The organism is Croceivirga lutea (genome assembly GCF_014235875.1).
Taxonomy (GTDB): Bacteria; Bacteroidota; Bacteroidia; order Flavobacteriales; family Flavobacteriaceae; genus Croceivirga; species Croceivirga lutea.
The window spans coordinates 464214-480891 of record NZ_JACJUK010000001.1 but is presented as its reverse complement, the minus strand read 5'-3'; the positions used below and the strand labels follow the sequence as shown (position 1 = coordinate 480891).

The 16678-nt window shown below is 34.2% G+C and carries 23 protein-coding genes; all 23 read right to left on the bottom strand.

What is annotated here, in order from left to right; genetic code table 11:
- Positions 1 to 174: 174 nt before the first annotated feature.
- The 23 genes from H5V42_RS02255 to H5V42_RS02145 all read right to left on the bottom strand — a co-directional run bounded on the left by H5V42_RS02255 (position 175) and on the right by H5V42_RS02145 (position 16678).
- Positions 175 to 738 carry an NADPH-dependent FMN reductase gene (locus H5V42_RS02255; RefSeq protein WP_185781489.1) on the bottom strand — a complete coding sequence of 188 codons (564 nt, stop codon included), beginning with the start codon at positions 736 to 738 and terminating at the stop codon, positions 175 to 177.
- 17 nt (positions 739 to 755) lie between these two features.
- A complete protein-coding gene (locus H5V42_RS02250; protein ID WP_185781488.1) occupies positions 756 to 1397 on the bottom strand; it encodes a hypothetical protein in 642 nt (213 codons plus the stop codon).
- Positions 1398 to 1441: 44 nt separating this feature from the next.
- On the bottom strand, positions 1442 to 2044 hold the full coding sequence (locus H5V42_RS02245) for a Crp/Fnr family transcriptional regulator (RefSeq protein ID WP_185781487.1): 603 nt from the start codon (positions 2042 to 2044) through the stop codon (positions 1442 to 1444).
- Between the two features lie 37 nt (positions 2045 to 2081).
- Positions 2082 to 2864 (bottom strand): DUF6090 family protein, encoded by a 783-nt coding sequence (locus tag H5V42_RS02240; protein ID WP_185781486.1) that lies wholly within the window; start codon positions 2862 to 2864, stop codon positions 2082 to 2084.
- Between the two features lie 98 nt (positions 2865 to 2962).
- Entirely contained in the window at positions 2963 to 3730 is a 768-nt protein-coding gene (locus H5V42_RS02235; RefSeq protein WP_185781485.1) for a DUF6090 family protein, read from the bottom strand.
- Entirely contained in the window at positions 3723 to 4493 is a 771-nt protein-coding gene (locus H5V42_RS02230) for a DUF6090 family protein (RefSeq protein ID WP_185781484.1), read from the bottom strand. The genes H5V42_RS02235 and H5V42_RS02230 overlap by 8 nt, the downstream gene beginning before the upstream one ends.
- 286 nt (positions 4494 to 4779) lie before the next feature.
- Positions 4780 to 5247: a DUF2306 domain-containing protein gene (locus H5V42_RS02225; RefSeq protein ID WP_185781483.1), complete on the bottom strand. Its 468-nt coding sequence runs from the start codon at positions 5245 to 5247 to the stop codon at positions 4780 to 4782.
- Positions 5248 to 5434: 187 nt separating this feature from the next.
- On the bottom strand, positions 5435 to 6373 hold the full coding sequence (locus H5V42_RS02220) for a DUF5694 domain-containing protein (RefSeq protein ID WP_185781482.1): 939 nt from the start codon (positions 6371 to 6373) through the stop codon (positions 5435 to 5437).
- Positions 6374 to 6860: 487 nt separating this feature from the next.
- Positions 6861 to 7745: a DUF4382 domain-containing protein gene (locus H5V42_RS02215; protein WP_229665641.1), complete on the bottom strand. Its 885-nt coding sequence runs from the start codon at positions 7743 to 7745 to the stop codon at positions 6861 to 6863.
- Positions 7746 to 7917: 172 nt separating this feature from the next.
- Positions 7918 to 8622, bottom strand: coding sequence for a hypothetical protein (locus H5V42_RS02210; RefSeq protein ID WP_185781481.1), 705 nt, complete (start codon positions 8620 to 8622; stop codon positions 7918 to 7920).
- Between the two features lie 10 nt (positions 8623 to 8632).
- Positions 8633 to 8839, bottom strand: a complete 207-nt coding sequence (locus H5V42_RS02205; RefSeq protein WP_185781480.1) for a hypothetical protein — start codon at positions 8837 to 8839, stop codon at positions 8633 to 8635.
- A gap of 269 nt (positions 8840 to 9108) precedes the next feature.
- Entirely contained in the window at positions 9109 to 9801 is a 693-nt protein-coding gene (locus H5V42_RS02200) for a DUF2490 domain-containing protein (RefSeq protein ID WP_185781479.1), read from the bottom strand.
- Positions 9791 to 10375, bottom strand: a complete 585-nt coding sequence (locus H5V42_RS02195) for a hypothetical protein (RefSeq protein WP_185781478.1) — start codon at positions 10373 to 10375, stop codon at positions 9791 to 9793. The genes H5V42_RS02200 and H5V42_RS02195 overlap by 11 nt, the downstream gene beginning before the upstream one ends.
- A gap of 70 nt (positions 10376 to 10445) precedes the next feature.
- A complete protein-coding gene (locus H5V42_RS02190) occupies positions 10446 to 11030 on the bottom strand; it encodes a hypothetical protein (RefSeq protein WP_185781477.1) in 585 nt (194 codons plus the stop codon).
- The gene (locus H5V42_RS02185) at positions 11027 to 11233 is read right to left on the bottom strand and encodes a VOC family protein (RefSeq protein WP_185781476.1); all 207 of its coding nucleotides are present in this window, start codon (positions 11231 to 11233) and stop codon (positions 11027 to 11029) included. Before H5V42_RS02185 ends, H5V42_RS02190 begins: the two co-directional genes overlap by 4 nt.
- 120 nt (positions 11234 to 11353) lie before the next feature.
- Complete coding sequence (locus H5V42_RS02180) at positions 11354 to 11710, bottom strand: helix-turn-helix domain-containing protein (RefSeq protein WP_185781475.1); 357 nt, start codon at positions 11708 to 11710, stop codon at positions 11354 to 11356.
- Positions 11711 to 11859: 149 nt separating this feature from the next.
- Entirely contained in the window at positions 11860 to 12729 is an 870-nt protein-coding gene (locus H5V42_RS02175; RefSeq protein ID WP_185781474.1) for a YitT family protein, read from the bottom strand.
- A gap of 12 nt (positions 12730 to 12741) precedes the next feature.
- A complete protein-coding gene (locus tag H5V42_RS02170) occupies positions 12742 to 13161 on the bottom strand; it encodes a DUF2147 domain-containing protein (protein WP_185781473.1) in 420 nt (139 codons plus the stop codon).
- A 54-nt stretch (positions 13162 to 13215) separates the two neighbouring features.
- A complete protein-coding gene (locus H5V42_RS02165) occupies positions 13216 to 13965 on the bottom strand; it encodes a DUF6090 family protein (RefSeq protein WP_185781472.1) in 750 nt (249 codons plus the stop codon).
- 176 nt (positions 13966 to 14141) lie between these two features.
- Positions 14142 to 14693: a hypothetical protein gene (locus tag H5V42_RS02160; protein ID WP_185781471.1), complete on the bottom strand. Its 552-nt coding sequence runs from the start codon at positions 14691 to 14693 to the stop codon at positions 14142 to 14144.
- Positions 14683 to 15171 carry an RNA polymerase sigma factor gene (locus H5V42_RS02155; RefSeq protein WP_185781470.1) on the bottom strand — a complete coding sequence of 163 codons (489 nt, stop codon included), beginning with the start codon at positions 15169 to 15171 and terminating at the stop codon, positions 14683 to 14685. The genes H5V42_RS02160 and H5V42_RS02155 overlap by 11 nt, the downstream gene beginning before the upstream one ends.
- Entirely contained in the window at positions 15172 to 16023 is an 852-nt protein-coding gene (locus H5V42_RS02150) for an alpha/beta fold hydrolase (RefSeq protein WP_185781469.1), read from the bottom strand.
- A 172-nt stretch (positions 16024 to 16195) separates the two neighbouring features.
- Positions 16196 to 16678, bottom strand: a complete 483-nt coding sequence (locus tag H5V42_RS02145; RefSeq protein WP_185781468.1) for a hypothetical protein — start codon at positions 16676 to 16678, stop codon at positions 16196 to 16198.

Here is a 16678-nt window from a genome sequence, read left to right as displayed (position 1 = left end):
TCAACGGAGTTATCAACAATACCCTAAAAAACCAGAAAAACCCCAATTTTACTGGGGTTTTGGTGCAAAAATGTAGGTAGTTGGCTACAAAATATTTTGCGCGTCTAATTAGTTACAAGAGTTGTAACCACAATAGCAGTAGAAATTTTACTAAGGTGAGCATAACGTTTACATTTAAAGGGTTGCTGTTGTAGTAGTATTTTGGGTAAGTACCTGAGCTTCAAAAGATTGGGTCTTTTGGTGCAATTCATTCGCCAATTTTGTATCAGAAAGCTGTCCATTGTTATAATGGTCATAGAAATTGGGTAGGGCAAAGGTGCCAGTAATCTGTGCTCCCATAAACGGAAAATAATTATTGGCATTTTCTAAAACTGTAGCTCCACCACGTCCACCTGGTGAGGTGGCTAGTAATAGCATGGGTTTGTTTCGCCAAACTTCAAACTGTACGCGAGATAGCCAGTCCAGCACATTTTTAAATACCGCCGTATATGACCCATTGTGTTCGGCAAGGGAGATAATAAACCCATCGGCTGTTGCCATAAGCGCATCGAGTTTTTTTACGGCTGTGGGAATACCGTTTTCGGCTTCAAAATCTACCCCGTAAATGGGTAATACATAATCGTTCAAATCCACCGCAAGAGTTTCGGTTTGGGTAAGCCATCTGCTGGTGTAAGAAATAAGCTGTTGATTTATAGATTGTTGACTGTTGCTAGCGGCTAGCGTGATAATTTTTTTCATGATGATGTAATTATGGTTTATAAATTTTTTCGGTAATACAGGCCAATGGTGGCCTTGGTTATCGGTTTGGGTCCAAATTGGTCTAAGTCAATTCCCAAGCCTAATTGGTGACCGTTAAGGGCTATACCGCCACGTACTTGCTGAAAACTTCTGGAGTGGGTAGTGAACTTATCCCATACTGATAGTAATTGGGCGTTTAGCTGAAGCGACACTTTAGCACTAATTGGAATAGTGTAATGGAACTGCGTAAAAAGTTCGGTATAGCTGGCTTTCTTTTGTTCGGAATAGGCTATAGAGGGAATAAGCACTAGGGTTAGCCTAGAATTTTGCTGCACATATTTTACAGATAACCGCTCCGAAAAGCCACCAAAACTGTTGTAATACAGCGAAGAGCCTACCGCAACATGCGTATTCAAATTGTAATACAGTGTAGGTTGTACGCCAATCTCGTTAAACTGTTGGTTTTCTTCATTGAACTTTTGAAAGAAAGCCATGGTGGTTAGGCTTAAGGTTTGGGTGGTATTGAGTGGTTGATTAGAGAGTAGGGTAATGTCTGTTTTAGCATAGCCCGCAAACAGTTCTACTTGGGTAAACTGCGCTTGTACAGTACAGAATACTAAAGTAGTTGCACTTATGAGGATGAAAACTATTTTTTTCATGCTTCAAAATTCCGCTAGTGAAACCTGAAAAAAAATGAACTAGTTTAAGACTTTTCGCTTTTATTGACTTTGGTGATGATTTTACTCATAAACTCGGGAGTAATACCAATATAACCGGCCAAGTCTTTTTGGGTTATGCGGTTGACTACTTTTGGGTACTTCTTTTTAAAGGCTAAATAGCGTTCTTCGGCAGTTAAGGATATGCTGTTATTGGAGCGCCGTATGTAATTTACCAGCGACTTTTGGTAGAGTAGGCGGTAGAAGCGTTCAAATTTGGGGATTTCTTTAAAGAGTAACTCGTAATTAGTTCTAGAAATGCCTAACAAGGTAGCATCTTCTGTAGCCTGAATAAAATAGGAGGTAGGCTCTTTGCTTAAAAAACTAGCCATATCACCTGTCCAATAGTCTTCAACAGCAAACATAGAAATATGTGCTGCGCCATTTTCATCTAAGGTGTATACTTTTAAGCAGCCTTTAGTAACAAAATATTCATAGCTGGTTTGGTCTCCAGCTTTTAATAAAAACCTACGATTTTTAACGGTAATGGAGGTGAGTAACGATAGGTATTTCTGTTCTTCTAAAGGGGTTAAATCAATATAGCGGCTAATATTTTTAAGAATTAAAGTATGTGCTGGATTTTCCTTCAATTTTGCGCGCTTTAGATTAGTTGTTGTTGTACTTTCGTCATTCTTTAATCTCTGAGTTTACGATTTCCAAAATATAATCTATTCTGTTCTTTAAAGTTTCTGATTCTTGATTGTTAAACAAGTTTAGCGTTAATGACCAAGCAATGTTACCTTCTAATTTTGAATCGCTTAAAATTTCAGTTGTAGTTCTTGTAATGAGTTTTGATTTTCCAGGTATAAGGTTTTCAACTTGTTTAGATTCTAATAAGTTTTTAGGGGCGTCTTTCCAATAGGTATAAACCATATCACGTTGTATATCTATTTTATTTAAATGAGGATAAAATTCTTGGTCACAAAACCTCATAAATATTTGCTCTACTTCTTGTAGTTGAATCACATCGGTACTCCAATTAACGAGTAGTTGCTTTAATTCTTCATTCTTTAAAATTTCAATAGTTCCAGAACTCACTAAGTCGTTTTGAATTGGGTCGAACGTTGGTGGTTGAACAGTACTTAAATACACCAGAATACTATCTCGTGAAGCACTTTCTGGATTATCAAAGTATACTAACAATTGCCTGCAATTTTCTATTAAATTATTTCGTAGTTGAATCTTAGTTAGTAGTTGTTCTCTATTGGAAACAAATTCTTTTTCTAGCCTTTTTAGAAGGGCTTGTTCCTTTATATTTTCTTTACGTTGCTCATTCCAGTTATTTATTTGAAGTGCTATGAGAATACCTATTACCACAAGAATAATTTCGCCGATTGCGTAAAGTAAGTACTTAGAAAACCTATTTTCTGATAGTAAGCTTTGGCGTATTTTTCTAAAAAATTTTATCATGGCTTGGTCGTTTTAAAAGTACTGCCCAAGGTGCTGGGTTTTGGTAATTGCGCGGGGGAAGGGGATTAGTAGCAACTACCTATAGCCAATATAACACTTTAGTTATTACAATTTTTGTTTTGTAGCAGTTGTAACGGTTCTTGTAGTTGCGTTTTTAGATTTGCTAAATGGTGTTTTTGTCTTATATACATGGCAACTAGAAACACCATATTATCCTGAAATTTTAAAAATGTTTCGTCATTTTTAGTATTGGTCCAATCGCTACTTGGTAATAATTGAACAATTTCTTTACCAAGCTCTTTTTTTAAATAGTCAAATTCTTGCATCCCAACTGCTGTTGTTGACTCATAATTCACCATTCGTTTATTGATTTCGTCTCTATTTTCTTGTAATAACCCCAATGTATTCTTTAAAGCAGTGTTGTATTGTATAAGTTCATTTTTCAATTGCATGTCGGTAAGTAATTTTAAATTACCCGATGCTATGAGGTCTTCAAAAGCAATGGTGCTGGGTACAAAAACATCTTGCCGTAAGGTGTTTAAAAAATTGTTTAGAATTTCACCTTTTTTGTTAGGGGTGGTATTTAAATCAATTATAATTTTTTTACTGATTTCAATCCGTGTTGTTATTTCTTCTAGTGATTTGTCTATCAACCTTTCGGTTAGTACCAAGTCTTCTAAAATTCTACAGTAATATTCTGCTTCAGCAGCCCTGTTTTTTCGGTTTTCATTCCAATTGTTAATCTGCAGTGCAATCAGGATTCCTATGACAACTAGGATGATTTCGCCAAAGGCATAGAGTACATATTTACTAAAACGGTTTTCAGCCAATAGACGTTGACGAATTTTACGAAAGAATTTAATCATTGGTAATGTTGGCTTCTATTAAACTTAATGTTTCTTTTAAAAAATCCATAATAACATTTTCATTTATGGTAACATAAGATTGATTCATATAGTAATCAAACATCATATTATTTACTTCTAAATCTGACAGTAAAGCCACGTAATTCTCTTTAGGAACTTCCATAGGTTGAATACTAATATTACGTTTATAATCAGATCTGTTCATTGATGCATCTACATTTCGTAATGGGATATACTTGTACAATATTCTGGGTAAATTGTTTACCCAATATTCTCTTCTAACTATAATGTCTTCTTTGTAATCATCGAGTTCACCTGTCCACTGGTTTAAGGCATATTTTAATTTTGCATCTCTTATAAGTTCTAGATTACCAGAAGATATAATGTCGTTCATAACGCCTAAACGAGGATCAAATGTGGCATAATTATACATTTGGCCTATTAAACTATCAATTGTTTTGGTATTAAATGCGTTTGTGTGGTCAAAGTTCATTAGCGTTACAATGGCATTTACACTCCCTTCATTTAAAGCATGGTCAAATTCGAGTTCTTGTATATTTTGCTTGAATTCTTCCCTTAAACTCAAAAGAATTTGTTGTTCCTTTTCTATATCCTTTTGCTTTTCATTCCAGTTATTAATCTGAAGGGCAATCAGTATTCCAATAACCACAAGGATAATTTCGCCTATGGCATACAATACATATTTACTAAAACGGTTTTCAGCCAAAAGACGTTGACGAATTTTACGAAAGAATTTTATCATTGGTTTCAAGGTTGGTCAAACTGAAAGCTATCGATTAGTTATACAGCTGATTTAAGGCTAACTATTAGTTCTTTATGAATTTCGCTGAAATTGATTTAAAATGCCATATAGGCAACCATTTAACTTTAAATGAATTGTCAACAGCATTTTGAAAAAACAACCCAACACCAACTTTTTAAACTTTGAAATTGGGTCTTGTGGGGGAAGTGTATTGTTTAGAACACAATATACGGGTTAAAACTGAACCAAAATTGGAGATTACAGTAGCGCTAAATGTATAACGGTTCTATTTGGTACTATTTTGTATTGCTTTTTTAGCTGTAGAAACTTTATTTCTAATAATAATTACCGTTCCTAAAACATAAGGAAAAACCCAAAACAACGTTATTCTTAGCCAACTTGACCATTCTGGAAAAACAGCAAATAAATGGGAACCTGCCGCCATTACTAATCCTACATAACTATACCCCATCCATAATAAATGATATTCGGCCCATTTTTTTATATTTTTTCCTGCAATTGGAAAGTACAAGGCCATTGCCAAGGTCAAGAAACTCACAATCGATAGGGCATGGTATACGCCAAATTTATTCCATAGATTAAAAAGTCCAAAAGAAGTAATTAAGCATACTACCATACTAAAAACATATACATAACCAAGTTGTTTATGTCTTTTTGTCCCTTTAGGAATCAGAAAAATAATTCCGGCTAAAAGGGCAAAAATTGAAAAGATGGTATGTATAATTAGTATCATGGATTCATTTTCTTTTTTGGTTAATACTATCTGCTTTCTTCGATTGCTTGTTACTAACCATTACTTATAAATTCATTGTTATGCAAACTATGGGTGTTTCACGAATTTCGCTGATTTACATGTAGCATTCAATAACGGCTCCTACATTCATTAGTTAATATATTAAGCGTATTCACAAGAAGTAATTTTATAATTCATCAAATAAAATAACTTTAATATCGGGAAAATGAGTGCTTAATTCTTTTTTTAAACCTATAATATGAGCAGCCCCAACAAATAGAATACTCTTTTTAAAATCATTTTCATTGATTTGTTTACCAAGGTTATAAGCAAAACGTTCATTTCTTTGATTAAAATAATCAACTGCCTTAGCACAATCGAGGTTTTGTTTATTTGTGAATTTAAGTCCACTTAAGCTATCTAATAGTTGAAGGTGTTTTATTTTATTATTTACAATTCCATATCTCCCAACAATAGAAGGAAAAATTTCTCGAAGTATCATTTTTCGAATTAATTTTTTTTCTATTCTTTTAACTGATGTAGTGTCCATAGCGTTGTCACAAGCCGTCCAATGTTTGTGAAATTCTCCGTTGGTTTGTTGGTCATCAGCTGCAAATATTTTTTTATGACGTAGCCTAAGTGCTAACTTTCTAGACAACTCAAAGTTTTCGTGCCTTTTAGATTTTTTATGTCCATCAGGAAAATAATCTTGAATGTATTGGTAATAATAATAATTTGGAACGTCAAGTTGATAGGCAAATGAAAGCTTGATTTTTTTAAAATCTTCTTTGGTCAAATCATTAAAATCTTTGCTTAATAGATAATCTAATGAATCTTTATTGAATGTAAATTCTTCTTTAATTTTTAAAGAATAGTTGTAGAACTCTTGAAGGTTTTTATTGTAACCATTTTTCAAATACTTCCAACTTAAAGAGTCGTTAGGCATAGCGGTTTCAACAAAAATAGCATCTGGTTGGTAAACTAATGCTTTCTTATATATCGGCTTGTAGCTGTTTTTTAAAATTTTTGGAACTACATGCATTGTCCCAACTAAAACAATTTCCTTTTGTTGTCCTAATACAATTGAATAAAAAATAATATTAATAAAAAAAAGAAAGTTCTTCATATACGTTTACTCAAATTACCAAACTTAAATAGCACTGAATATATCTTAATAGTTTTAACGATTTGAATCGAATTTTGTTGATTTTGATATAAAATACTATAGCTGTGTCTACTTAACTTTAAATGAATTATCAACAACCAATTGTAAACACAAAATATCTGCATAATCTAGGGTTTTAATCCATGTGTTGGATTTTAGAGGATAAGAATATCATTTAAAGCACGATGTACCAGTTCATACTTAGCCAAAAACGATGGGAAGGACTGTTGCTAACAAAGGAATTTACACTATAGTAAAGTTTAATTTTTCAAGTTTGGAAATTCTTAAAAATTCTTATGATTTCCAACATAGATTATTATACTATGTTAATCAAAAAAGTTTTGTCGAGGATACAATTAATATTACATCTCTAATATCTTTTAAATAAAAAGGTCTTCAATGGTATTGAAGACCTTTTATCGACAGAACTATTATTTTTTATAAATACCTAATCTCCGCTTTCAGTGGTAGTAGCCTCTAAAACAAAATCTTGTATCGAATTATTTGCCGCACTAATAGTTACCTCTAAGGTATCGCTAGAAGCATAACCTTCACGTTCTGCAAAAACTTTATAGGTGCCTGAATCAAGTCCCATAATAGCATAGTTACCATCACCATCAGAAAAGGCTGTGGTATTTAAGGTGTCTGCAGCAAAAATAGAAATTTGAGCTCCTTCTAGTACAACTGCCATATCGTCTTCCATACTACTTACATTTCCCATTAATGTTCCCGTAGTAGACATATTACTCACTTTGATTACTGGCTTGAAATTAAAACCGTTGATGTTTTCGACACGGTTAATATTTCCCTTGGCCACAAAAGATCGGCTTACATCGAAATCCAACAATAAATCTGAGGATAAACCACCAACGACCGTTATAGCAGGCTTAATGAATAATTTGATTCCAGTTTGTTGTCCGCTTGGAACTTTTAAATCAAAAACACGTTCATCAGTAAGTACCACATTGACTCCTTTAACATATACTCTAAATAAATCATAAGTACCCGCTGGCACCTCTGCATCAGCAAGCATTTCGGTTGTACCGTTAGTCAATTCCAAAAGGTTGACATCAATATCGGTTTCCATAAGCGTAATAAACGGAGACCCTTCGTCCATTTCGTTAGTTTCCATATCATCTTCTGCTCTTCTTGCTTCAACTTTAAAAATTGTCACATTAGCCTCTCTTACTAAATCATAAGGAAAAGGAGCATCGGTGAGTCTTAAGGTCAATTTGCCGTTTTCATCTGTGGAGGTGTTGCCATCTTCAGAACATCCAATTAATAATAAGGTAATGATAATAAAGAATGTTACTACGTATGAATTTTTCATCATGTGTTATTTAAAATTTTTGACTATTCTATTAATTATAATATCAAGTCTAAAAACAATTATTAATTTGAAAACCCTACTTTAAAATTCATTTTTTCGATTAAATACACCCTTTTTTTAAAATGCAATGAAAAAGCTGTGCCAATAGCTATGACACAGCTTATAAAGCTAAAGCTTAAAATTTTAAAGAATATTGAACTTTGGGGGAAACCTTTTCAAGATCTTTAGCTTTTTCTCGTAGTTTTTCCTTTCCTTTTTTAATAGAAACCTCTAAATCATTTAAGCGCTCTTCAACTTCTTTGATTTTTTCTTCCTTTTGGGCTACCACTTTGGGGTTCTCGCCGTTTTTCTTGGCATCTTCTACACGTTTCTTGGCCTCTAAAACTGCGCGTCTACCTCGTTCCAAGGTTTTTTCATCATTTTCTAGCGTTTCGTTGGAAGATTCTAGTTTTTCTTTTGCTTGGGCTGCACGATATTGGCCAAATTCTTTTCCCTTTAAGTCACCTTTGTATTTACCATAAGCATTACCCTTATCTTCCATTTCGTTTATTAATCCACCACTTTCCATTTGGTTATCATCATCTTCATATTCAGCTTCTTCATCACCTGCTATCTTGTTTTTGGCTTCTTTGGATTTTTCTTTTCCTTTTTGCTTCATTTCTTCAGCCTTAGCTTTACCATTGCCCTTTACTTTCTCCAATTCTTTCTGGGCTTCTTCAAGCTCAACCTCTGCATCATCCTGAGTCTTTTTTACCTTAGATTGGCCTTTCTGCTTCATTTCATTGGCCTTTCCTTTAGCTTTGACCTTTGTTTTTTCTTGAGCGTTGCCAACTACTGTAAAAGCAAATGACACTAACATTACTACTACTAGTTTTTTCATTTTTTAAAATTTAAATACTATCCAACTCTTTGATTAAATCTTCAACCGATTCTGCCTTTTGATGAACATCATTTACAGTTGAATCAATGGTCTGTTCAACGGTCTCAATCTCTTTAAGTTTTTGATTGAGCTCCTCTTCTTCTTTTGTGGTGTCCTTACAAGCAACCATAAAAATGGTGCCTAAGAGAACAAATGCTAAAATTGTTTTGGTTTTCATATAAATATGTATTGATGATCTATAGTTTGGAAACAAAAAATTAAATATGGTCACAATGATAAAGCACTTCCAATTTTTAAAAACTATCAACCAACTTATATTGGCTAAATAATTTGGATACATTTCATCGATTAGATGACTAAAACATATAATCTAATTCAATGTGGTACTACTCATAGTTAATTAGCGGTAAATTTTTTATCTAAATTATTCTAAACCGGCATTTTTCAGCTTTCTTGAAATTATCTGTACCCCTAAATGAAACTATTTTAAATTACAATATACCAGTTGATACTTAACCAAAAACTATGAGATGGACTGCCGCTAACAAAAGAATTTAATCGATAGTTGAGTCCCATTTCAACGCGTTGACTTTCACTGGCGGTAAATCCTAATAAGGGTACTAAACGTACCTCTAAATCGTATACGGCATCTTGTAGACTATTTAAATACTCATTACTGAGTTTTAGGTACAATTCGTTTACATCTGCAGATTGTCCATTAAGAGGTATTTCTGTAGCCAAGCGATAGCGTAAACGGAATTCGGTTTTCTCCTTCGGAGACAGGGTTTGGTCGGTTACCACCCTATGCGCTAGCCTTAAGCTGGGTAAGCGTTGCGTGATGGTGTATTGTTGAATTAATCGGTGTACCATTTGGTTATCTCGAAAGCGTAATAAATACCCGCCCGATAATTTACTGTTGAGTCCGGTTTTTTTAGCAACTATAGCAGAATAATCGGTTAATACATAGCTATAGCCCGATGCTTTTTCAGCACCAAAATTACCTTCTTGAAATTGCTGACGCGATTCTATTTTAAAGTTGGTAGACCAGTCGTTTTTGAGTTTTACATTTAGGTTTACCGAGGGTAATGCGCCGAATCGATAGCTACTTTGTGCAAGAAGCACTAACGGAAACAGTAGTACTACACCAAAAACAACCCAAAAACTATGCTTAGTACTCAAGATGACTCGAATTTTTAAACACAATTTTAGAAGCGGATAGCTTTTGACCTTGATCGTTAAATAAGTATTCAAACAAGGCAACGTTTTCTGATGTACGGCATTTAACTACCAGCTCAAAGCGTGTGGTATACTTGAATGTGGTGGTACCCATAACTATTTTCTGGAGTAGGGTAGAAGGCTCCCCCGTGTATTGCACTTGTATTCTACGCACCTTGTGTTTTTTGCATTCGTTAGCTAAATACTGGGTAATGCCCTCACGAGTGGTTGGTGCAATTTCTGACCATTTTAATTGGACTTCCACATCTTCTAAAGTGCCAATAGAATCAAATTCTATACTGTAGTTATGGTCTTTATACTCAAATTTAGCTTCTATACTACTACGGTCTAAACCTTCTTCTAAATACCATTTTACCTTTTTGCTGGTAGTGATAGCCTTTATAAAATTCCGTGCTTGTTCTGGCACCTCTTCAACCGCTAGGCGACTTTCTTTTTCATATTTTAATTGTGCTGAAGCAGGTAACGCAAAAGTGCACAAAAGCACCCATACTAGTTTACTGAACTTATTTTTAAACATTAGAAACGTTTTAATAGCATATACGTAAGCGCCGTAAAAAATGTTTTTGATTTAACGACTACCACCTAATTTATAGCGATTTTTCAGCTAGATTGATATATTCGAGTAATTGTGCTTCTCTAGTAACTACCTCCCGCATTTGATTTTTAAAAGCTACCAAATTGGTTTTGGCTTTATCAGGTGCATTAAAATCAGACGCTAATAGCAAATCTATAATTTTATTAACCGGTTGGTAGGTTAGTTCTTGTTGGTTGTAAATCTTGGAAAGAAGCAATACATCTTCATAATCAAAATGTACAATAAGCGGATGATTTTTAGCTATCTCCCAAGCATTACTTGTAGGGGAGTCAGACATTAAATTACCTTGTGTAATTACGGCTTTAAACAATACCGATTGGTCAGCTTTAAATTCTTCCACAAAACTATCATCCGACAGTGAACTATCTAAATTTTTTACCACCTTAGCATGATAAGGCACATAATGGTCTAACAATTTTTTGTTACTAGTTAGTTCCGATTTAAGCTTCGAAAGTAAAAGGTCAGCCTCTTTTTGGTTCTTGCGTTCTTGTATTTTTTCGCTGAGTAAAATACCTAAAACCACACTAAAGACAATGAGAACTAGCTGCTTAAGGTATTCTAAAATTGACTTTTTCATTCGCTTTTAATTGGTGTACAAATTTCAATAAGAAAACCATTGTTGTCTCTAACATAACCTGCTTGTTGGCCCCAAGGTTTCTTAGTAAGCGGTTCAAAGAGGGTAGCGCCATTTTCTAAAGCCCTTTTAAAATCACTTTCAATAGTCTCCGTTACAAAGGCAAGCTCTATACCAAAAGGCTTTTCTGTTGTTGATGCCGGCAAAATGCCGTTTACAAAATTAGAAGACCCTATGTTTGTTATATATAATTATTGTTAAACACATAATACTTAATAATTATTTTATTTAAATGAAATTAATAAAATAAATTTTATAATCATCCCTTAATTGGACAGCTTCCTTAATAAGGCATCTTTTACCTCGGATTCTATTACGCGTCTATACAGCGCACTTTCTTTTATTAGTCTTTCATGATTCTGGTCTACAAAACTAGCTACTTCATCAATATCTAAATCAAAGTTTGATGAAGTCATAGAGCCTTTTCCTGTAATTAACCAATGGGTATTAAAGCCTCCTACCTTAGTCACTAGGTTTTGTATAAAATCAAAGCCCGGCATAACTCTGCCAGACAAATAGTTCCCAATACTAGCAGGAGTGAAATCTACATCTTTAGCTAGTGTCCTGTTGTTGTAGTTGTGTAGATTCATAACCGCCTTAATTCTTTCTTCTAGTTTTTCCATAAAAAAAATAAATAATAATACAAATATGGTAATAATATTTTATATTAAAAGATATTTGGTAAAAAATGTTTTGTTTTATTAATTCAAACTAATTATACTAACATTTATGTTTTGTCAATTCTAAAAATAGAATTCTTAGGGTTGTGTTTTTACTTCGTTTTAGCTAAAAAGCGACGAATTTTTCCGCCTTTGATATGATTTACATCAAATTCAGTAATAAAAGCATCTTTATCTATGGTTTCAATTAGACGGTGAATTCTACGAGTATCTATACGAGTGACCACAATATGAATGATTTCGGTAACCTCCGAAGCACCCGATTTTCCGTGACCTTTCACACCTTGATAAATGGTAATGCCCTGGCCAATTTTGTCTAGAAATGCTGCTTGTATGGCTTCACTCTTTTTAGAAACAATCATTAATCCCACATAATTCTCAAAACCTTGAATAGTAAAATCTATGGCTTTACTGGTTACCAAATAGGTAAGAATAGAATACATGGCAATTTCGGGCGTAAGAATAAGGGCTGTGATTCCGAAGAGAATTATATTGAAAAACAGAATTATGGAACCTATAGAAAACCCGTAACGTTCATTTAGGTATAAACCCAAAATTTCTGAACCATCTAATACCGACCCACCGCGAATGGCCATGCCAATTCCACAACCAAGAAAGAGTCCGCCAAACGTTGCTATTATTAGTTTGTCATCTGTTATGGAACTAAAATTTTCAAAATGAATGACCAGTGCTAACAAAATAATAGAAATCACTGATTTGAAAAGAATACGCTTGGTAATGGTAAAATACCCAATGATAAAAAACGGAATGGAAGCAAGTGGTAAGACCAGTGAAATATCAATATGAAATAATTCACTAAGCAGAATAGCAATACCAGTGACCCCGCCATCTAAAAAACCGTTTGGAAGTAGAAAAGCTTTTAATCCTATGCTCGCTAGAATTACTGCAAAACCAATTTGCAGCCCTTCTGAAAGCGTTTCTTTAACTATGTTTCTACTCATATTTAGTTTTGCTTACTTCTTACGTACCCAATATTGTGTTCTACCAATGAGTGCAAAACCTAAATACCCACGAACCTTAAGTTTATCGTCACTTGCTAATTCTACGTAGCACTTATAGGTTTTACCATTTTCGGGGTCTAGAATAGTACCGCCGTTATATTCGTCACCATCTTCTTCTAGCCCTTCGATAATTACCAAACCAGGAATCGGTGCATTTTTTTTATCGCCTTTACATTCTAAACATACAGCATCTTTATCGCTGATATAGCTTTTTACAATTTTTGCGTAGTATTTATCATTGGTCTCATAAATTTCAATGAGTGCCTTTTTTTCATTGGTAGTATCGTCTATGGTTTCCCATTGGCCTTCAATAGTTTGTGCAAAAGTTACACTGCATACTAGCGCTAAGAATAAGGGGAATAGGTGTTTCATTAGTTTCATTTTTTTGTTTTCAAGATAAACTTTTCTAGTCTAGTTACTCAAAACTTATTTGTTAATTTCAGCTTCTAAATCGCTTAGTAAGCCTGCATATTCTTTTTGTAATTCACTTCCTTTTAGGATTATTACATTCATTTTATTTAGTAGTAAAATGTACATATTCTTGGCCTTTTGGCGGCTGAAATTTTCAATAAAAAAAGCTTTGTCTTTCACCTTTTCTTCTGGTGTACGTTCACTAAGCCCCGCAAGAACCATAGGATTGATGGTAAATTTTTCGATAAATGAGGTTTCTAAATGTTGTTTGGTATAATCAGTTACCTCGTCTTCACTTTCTTGATAATCAGATACTCTATCTAGTAATCTAGATATTCTGTTTTTTAAATTATCATTAGAAATTAATTCAATTTTACCTGAATTGATAATGGAATTATAGATTCCTGTAGATGGGTCAAAAGTATGGTTATCCACGTTTTTTGTAATTAACGAATCTAATTGCGGAAGCTCAAGACTAGATACATCTCTAAACAACACGTACTGCAAGCTTTGATTGCGTTGCAATTGCGCTTTAAAAATAGAATCAAATTCTGTACTATTAATACTGATAGCTTCTTGCAAGCTTTTTAAGGTTTGTAGTTCCTCTTTTTTAAGCTGTTGCTGCTGATTCCAATTGTTAATCTGTAAAGCAATTAAAATACCTATTACCACCAAAACAATTTCGCCTATAGCATATTTTAAATATTGCCCAATTTTACCTTTTGCCATTTGTTCTTGCCTAATTTTTCTAAAAAATCTAAACATTTGAAGCTAGTTTAAATTGTAGTCACCATTTTATCACCTACTAAGTTCTAAGAATTGAATTTTAAATACTATCGCAATTGCAACTGTTAGTACAGGAGTTATTAACAGAAAAAACGGCTTGGAATAGCGTACCCAAACCGTTTGAAATTTTTTTTAAGCGACCCTAATTTTTACATTTAGCTGCCTTTTAATTGTTTTATGATGCGATTTTCTCTTTGAATGTCTTTAACAATAATAAAAGCCAATACTACCAAAGAAAAGATGCCTGATAGTAAAAGATAGGTGTAAAAACCAGATGAAAATTCAGCCTTAAAATAGGGTAGTAGTAAAGTGAAACCATAACAATATAACCCAAAACATAGCGGGGTAATGGTATAGTTTATAATTCGTCTTCTGTTATGGTGTTTTTTAAGGTAGGTTGCAAACGCCTTATTAGCTAAGGTGACCAACTGTTGTTCTTTTTTGTAGAGCGAAATAAACTCTAACAGAATTCTAAAGGTTAAACTGCCTATCATTAGCAATAAACCTAAGTTAAAAGTATTCCATTCTGTACTCCAAAAATACGAGGCGTAAAACACAAGAACGGCTGCTGTTACGGCCATTACCACAATACCAATAAACTGTTTACGACGTTGATTTTTGGCTTTACTTATGATTTCTTCCGGATTAGAAAGCGATGGTTTTTGCTGTTGTAGCTTCCAGGTTTCTGTTAATTTATCATTTTCCATTTTGGATACATTTTAAAAGTGATTGACGAATACGGGTTAGGCGGGTTCGTAAAGAACCGTGAGCCATCCCAAGGGTTTCTGCAATAGTAGCTTGGGGTATATCTTCCAATTCCATCAAAATAATGGTCTTGTTGTTTGCGGTTAATTGTTCAATACAGCTATACATTTTCTGAATTTGCGCGTTTGTGTTTTGAGATTCTGAAGATTCAGTTGCTGCTAAATAAGTTTCATTTAAAGGCACTTGTTTCTTAGCCTTTCGTAAATCGCCTAGACAAGTGTTTACGGCTATTCTGTAAATCCATGTGCTGATAGCAGACTTTTCTTGAAAAGACTTTCGGTGTTTCCAAACTTTTATAAAAGTCTGCTGCTGCCATTCTTTAGCAAGGTCTTCATCACCAGCAGCATACCCCAAGCAAAGACGATATACTTTTGGTGCATGAGTATTGTACAGCTGTGTAAACTCCTTTTCTATATTCATTTAGTTAGTTGCTAAGAGTTCTAGGAGTTGTGTTGAAAACCATTCTGGCTGGTCGAACATTACAAAGTGAGCCGAATTTTCAGCAATACGTAGCTCGTAATTTTCTAAATTTTGGTACTGTTTGCTATACGTTTGCTGCACCATTTCTTTTCCAAAAGGTTTATCGGCCGCCAGAATGGTTACCGGTATCGAAATTTTATTGAGGTCTGCTCTCATATCTAGCTTTAAATAGTCTGTATACCCATACACATAGGTTTCACGGTCTGCGGCAAGCATCCACTCCTTAATTTTTTGTTGTGCTTCTTTATGGCTACTCATACCTAACGCCATGCCACCAGCCATTTGTTCAAATTGGGTGGAACTCATTGCCAATTGTTGTTGGTTAAACGGACTATCATACGCCAAATCTTCTGGATTAAAATTAGGGAACATTAAGTCGCCCGCAGCCGGTAAGGCATCTATTAAAATAAGCTTTGAAATGGTATTGTTTTCTCTACTAGCCAGCCAAGTAGCTATGGTGCCACCCAAACTATGGCCAATAACGGTTAAGTTCGTTAGTTGGTTCTCGTGAATGTAGGTATTAAGAGCATCATTCACTTTAGGTAACCAAGGAAAACCAATAGGCGCCTCACCACCGAATCCTGCTAAGGTAACTACATGACATTCGTAGGATTTTTCTAATTGTTTTACTGTGGCTTCCCAACTTTCTCCGGGAACGGTGAAACCGGGAATAAATAAAATGGAGTTTGCATTACCTTCTCCGGATACGCTAACGTGAATAGGTTGAGGCGTTTTTTGTGATTGCAAAGCAATAGTCACTAAAAGTGTTACAAATACAAAGTACGTTTTCATGATTTCTGTGTTAATTTTTGCTTTAGATGCAGAAATCTAAAAATGTTACATGACGAGGTTACAATAGTTAGAATTTCACCTGTTATGCATATTTAGGTTGTAAAAAAAATGCGAATTAACTATGTATTACGCCATTGAAATTTACAAGAGTTATCCTTTTAAAAAGACAAGGCTATTTAGAGTTAGTGAAAGTATCTTCAAAATAGGTAATCCATTCACCATCAACTAGTTGTTCTCCGTGTTCTCGAAATCCGCCATCAGTGGTTTGGCTAAAAGTGAAACGTCTAGCATCATTAGGTTGTACAACCAGTTTGCCATCTATAAAACTTGCAGGATAACGCGAAACACCATTCTTAGAGAAAGGATAGTAATAGTAGGTTTCGTCTTTGGCATCGTAGTATATAATGGTGTGGAGTAGTAAAAATTCGGTATTCAATTCAATAACTAAAATCGATTTTTCCAAATCGTACTGTATACGTTGAAAAGCAGCTCCTTCTTTGGTGACTTTGCCATTTTCGTAGCTTTTAGTGGTGCCAATCCATTCCCCAACCATAAAATTGAGCTGTTCCATTTTTTCGTTTTGACAGAAAACAATACCGCTCATTAAGAAGAATGCTATTATGATAAGGCTTTTTGTAGCTGTAGAGAATTTCAT

What these genes read in the sequence shown, in the direction of transcription:
- H5V42_RS02255 (WP_185781489.1), bottom strand. Translation starts at nt 738, where the DNA reads ATGAAAAAAATTATCACGCTAGCCGCTAGCAACAGTCAACAATCTATA.
- H5V42_RS02250 (WP_185781488.1), bottom strand. Translation starts at nt 1,397, where the DNA reads ATGAAAAAAATAGTTTTCATCCTCATAAGTGCAACTACTTTAGTATTC.
- H5V42_RS02240 (WP_185781486.1), bottom strand. Translation starts at nt 2,864, where the DNA reads ATGATAAAATTTTTTAGAAAAATACGCCAAAGCTTACTATCAGAAAAT.
- H5V42_RS02235 (WP_185781485.1), bottom strand. Translation starts at nt 3,730, where the DNA reads ATGATTAAATTCTTTCGTAAAATTCGTCAACGTCTATTGGCTGAAAAC.
- H5V42_RS02230 (WP_185781484.1), bottom strand. Translation starts at nt 4,493, where the DNA reads ATGATAAAATTCTTTCGTAAAATTCGTCAACGTCTTTTGGCTGAAAAC.
- H5V42_RS02225 (WP_185781483.1), bottom strand. Translation starts at nt 5,247, where the DNA reads ATGATACTAATTATACATACCATCTTTTCAATTTTTGCCCTTTTAGCC.
- H5V42_RS02220 (WP_185781482.1), bottom strand. Translation starts at nt 6,373, where the DNA reads ATGAAGAACTTTCTTTTTTTTATTAATATTATTTTTTATTCAATTGTA.
- H5V42_RS02215 (WP_229665641.1), bottom strand. Translation starts at nt 7,745, where the DNA reads ATGATGAAAAATTCATACGTAGTAACATTCTTTATTATCATTACCTTA.
- H5V42_RS02210 (WP_185781481.1), bottom strand. Translation starts at nt 8,622, where the DNA reads ATGAAAAAACTAGTAGTAGTAATGTTAGTGTCATTTGCTTTTACAGTA.
- H5V42_RS02205 (WP_185781480.1), bottom strand. Translation starts at nt 8,839, where the DNA reads ATGAAAACCAAAACAATTTTAGCATTTGTTCTCTTAGGCACCATTTTT.
- H5V42_RS02195 (WP_185781478.1), bottom strand. Translation starts at nt 10,375, where the DNA reads ATGTTTAAAAATAAGTTCAGTAAACTAGTATGGGTGCTTTTGTGCACT.
- H5V42_RS02190 (WP_185781477.1), bottom strand. Translation starts at nt 11,030, where the DNA reads ATGAAAAAGTCAATTTTAGAATACCTTAAGCAGCTAGTTCTCATTGTC.
- H5V42_RS02180 (WP_185781475.1), bottom strand. Translation starts at nt 11,710, where the DNA reads ATGGAAAAACTAGAAGAAAGAATTAAGGCGGTTATGAATCTACACAAC.
- H5V42_RS02175 (WP_185781474.1), bottom strand. Translation starts at nt 12,729, where the DNA reads ATGAGTAGAAACATAGTTAAAGAAACGCTTTCAGAAGGGCTGCAAATT.
- H5V42_RS02170 (WP_185781473.1), bottom strand. Translation starts at nt 13,161, where the DNA reads ATGAAACACCTATTCCCCTTATTCTTAGCGCTAGTATGCAGTGTAACT.
- H5V42_RS02165 (WP_185781472.1), bottom strand. Translation starts at nt 13,965, where the DNA reads ATGTTTAGATTTTTTAGAAAAATTAGGCAAGAACAAATGGCAAAAGGT.
- H5V42_RS02160 (WP_185781471.1), bottom strand. Translation starts at nt 14,693, where the DNA reads ATGGAAAATGATAAATTAACAGAAACCTGGAAGCTACAACAGCAAAAA.
- H5V42_RS02155 (WP_185781470.1), bottom strand. Translation starts at nt 15,171, where the DNA reads ATGAATATAGAAAAGGAGTTTACACAGCTGTACAATACTCATGCACCA.
- H5V42_RS02150 (WP_185781469.1), bottom strand. Translation starts at nt 16,023, where the DNA reads ATGAAAACGTACTTTGTATTTGTAACACTTTTAGTGACTATTGCTTTG.
- H5V42_RS02145 (WP_185781468.1), bottom strand. Translation starts at nt 16,678, where the DNA reads ATGAAATTCTCTACAGCTACAAAAAGCCTTATCATAATAGCATTCTTC.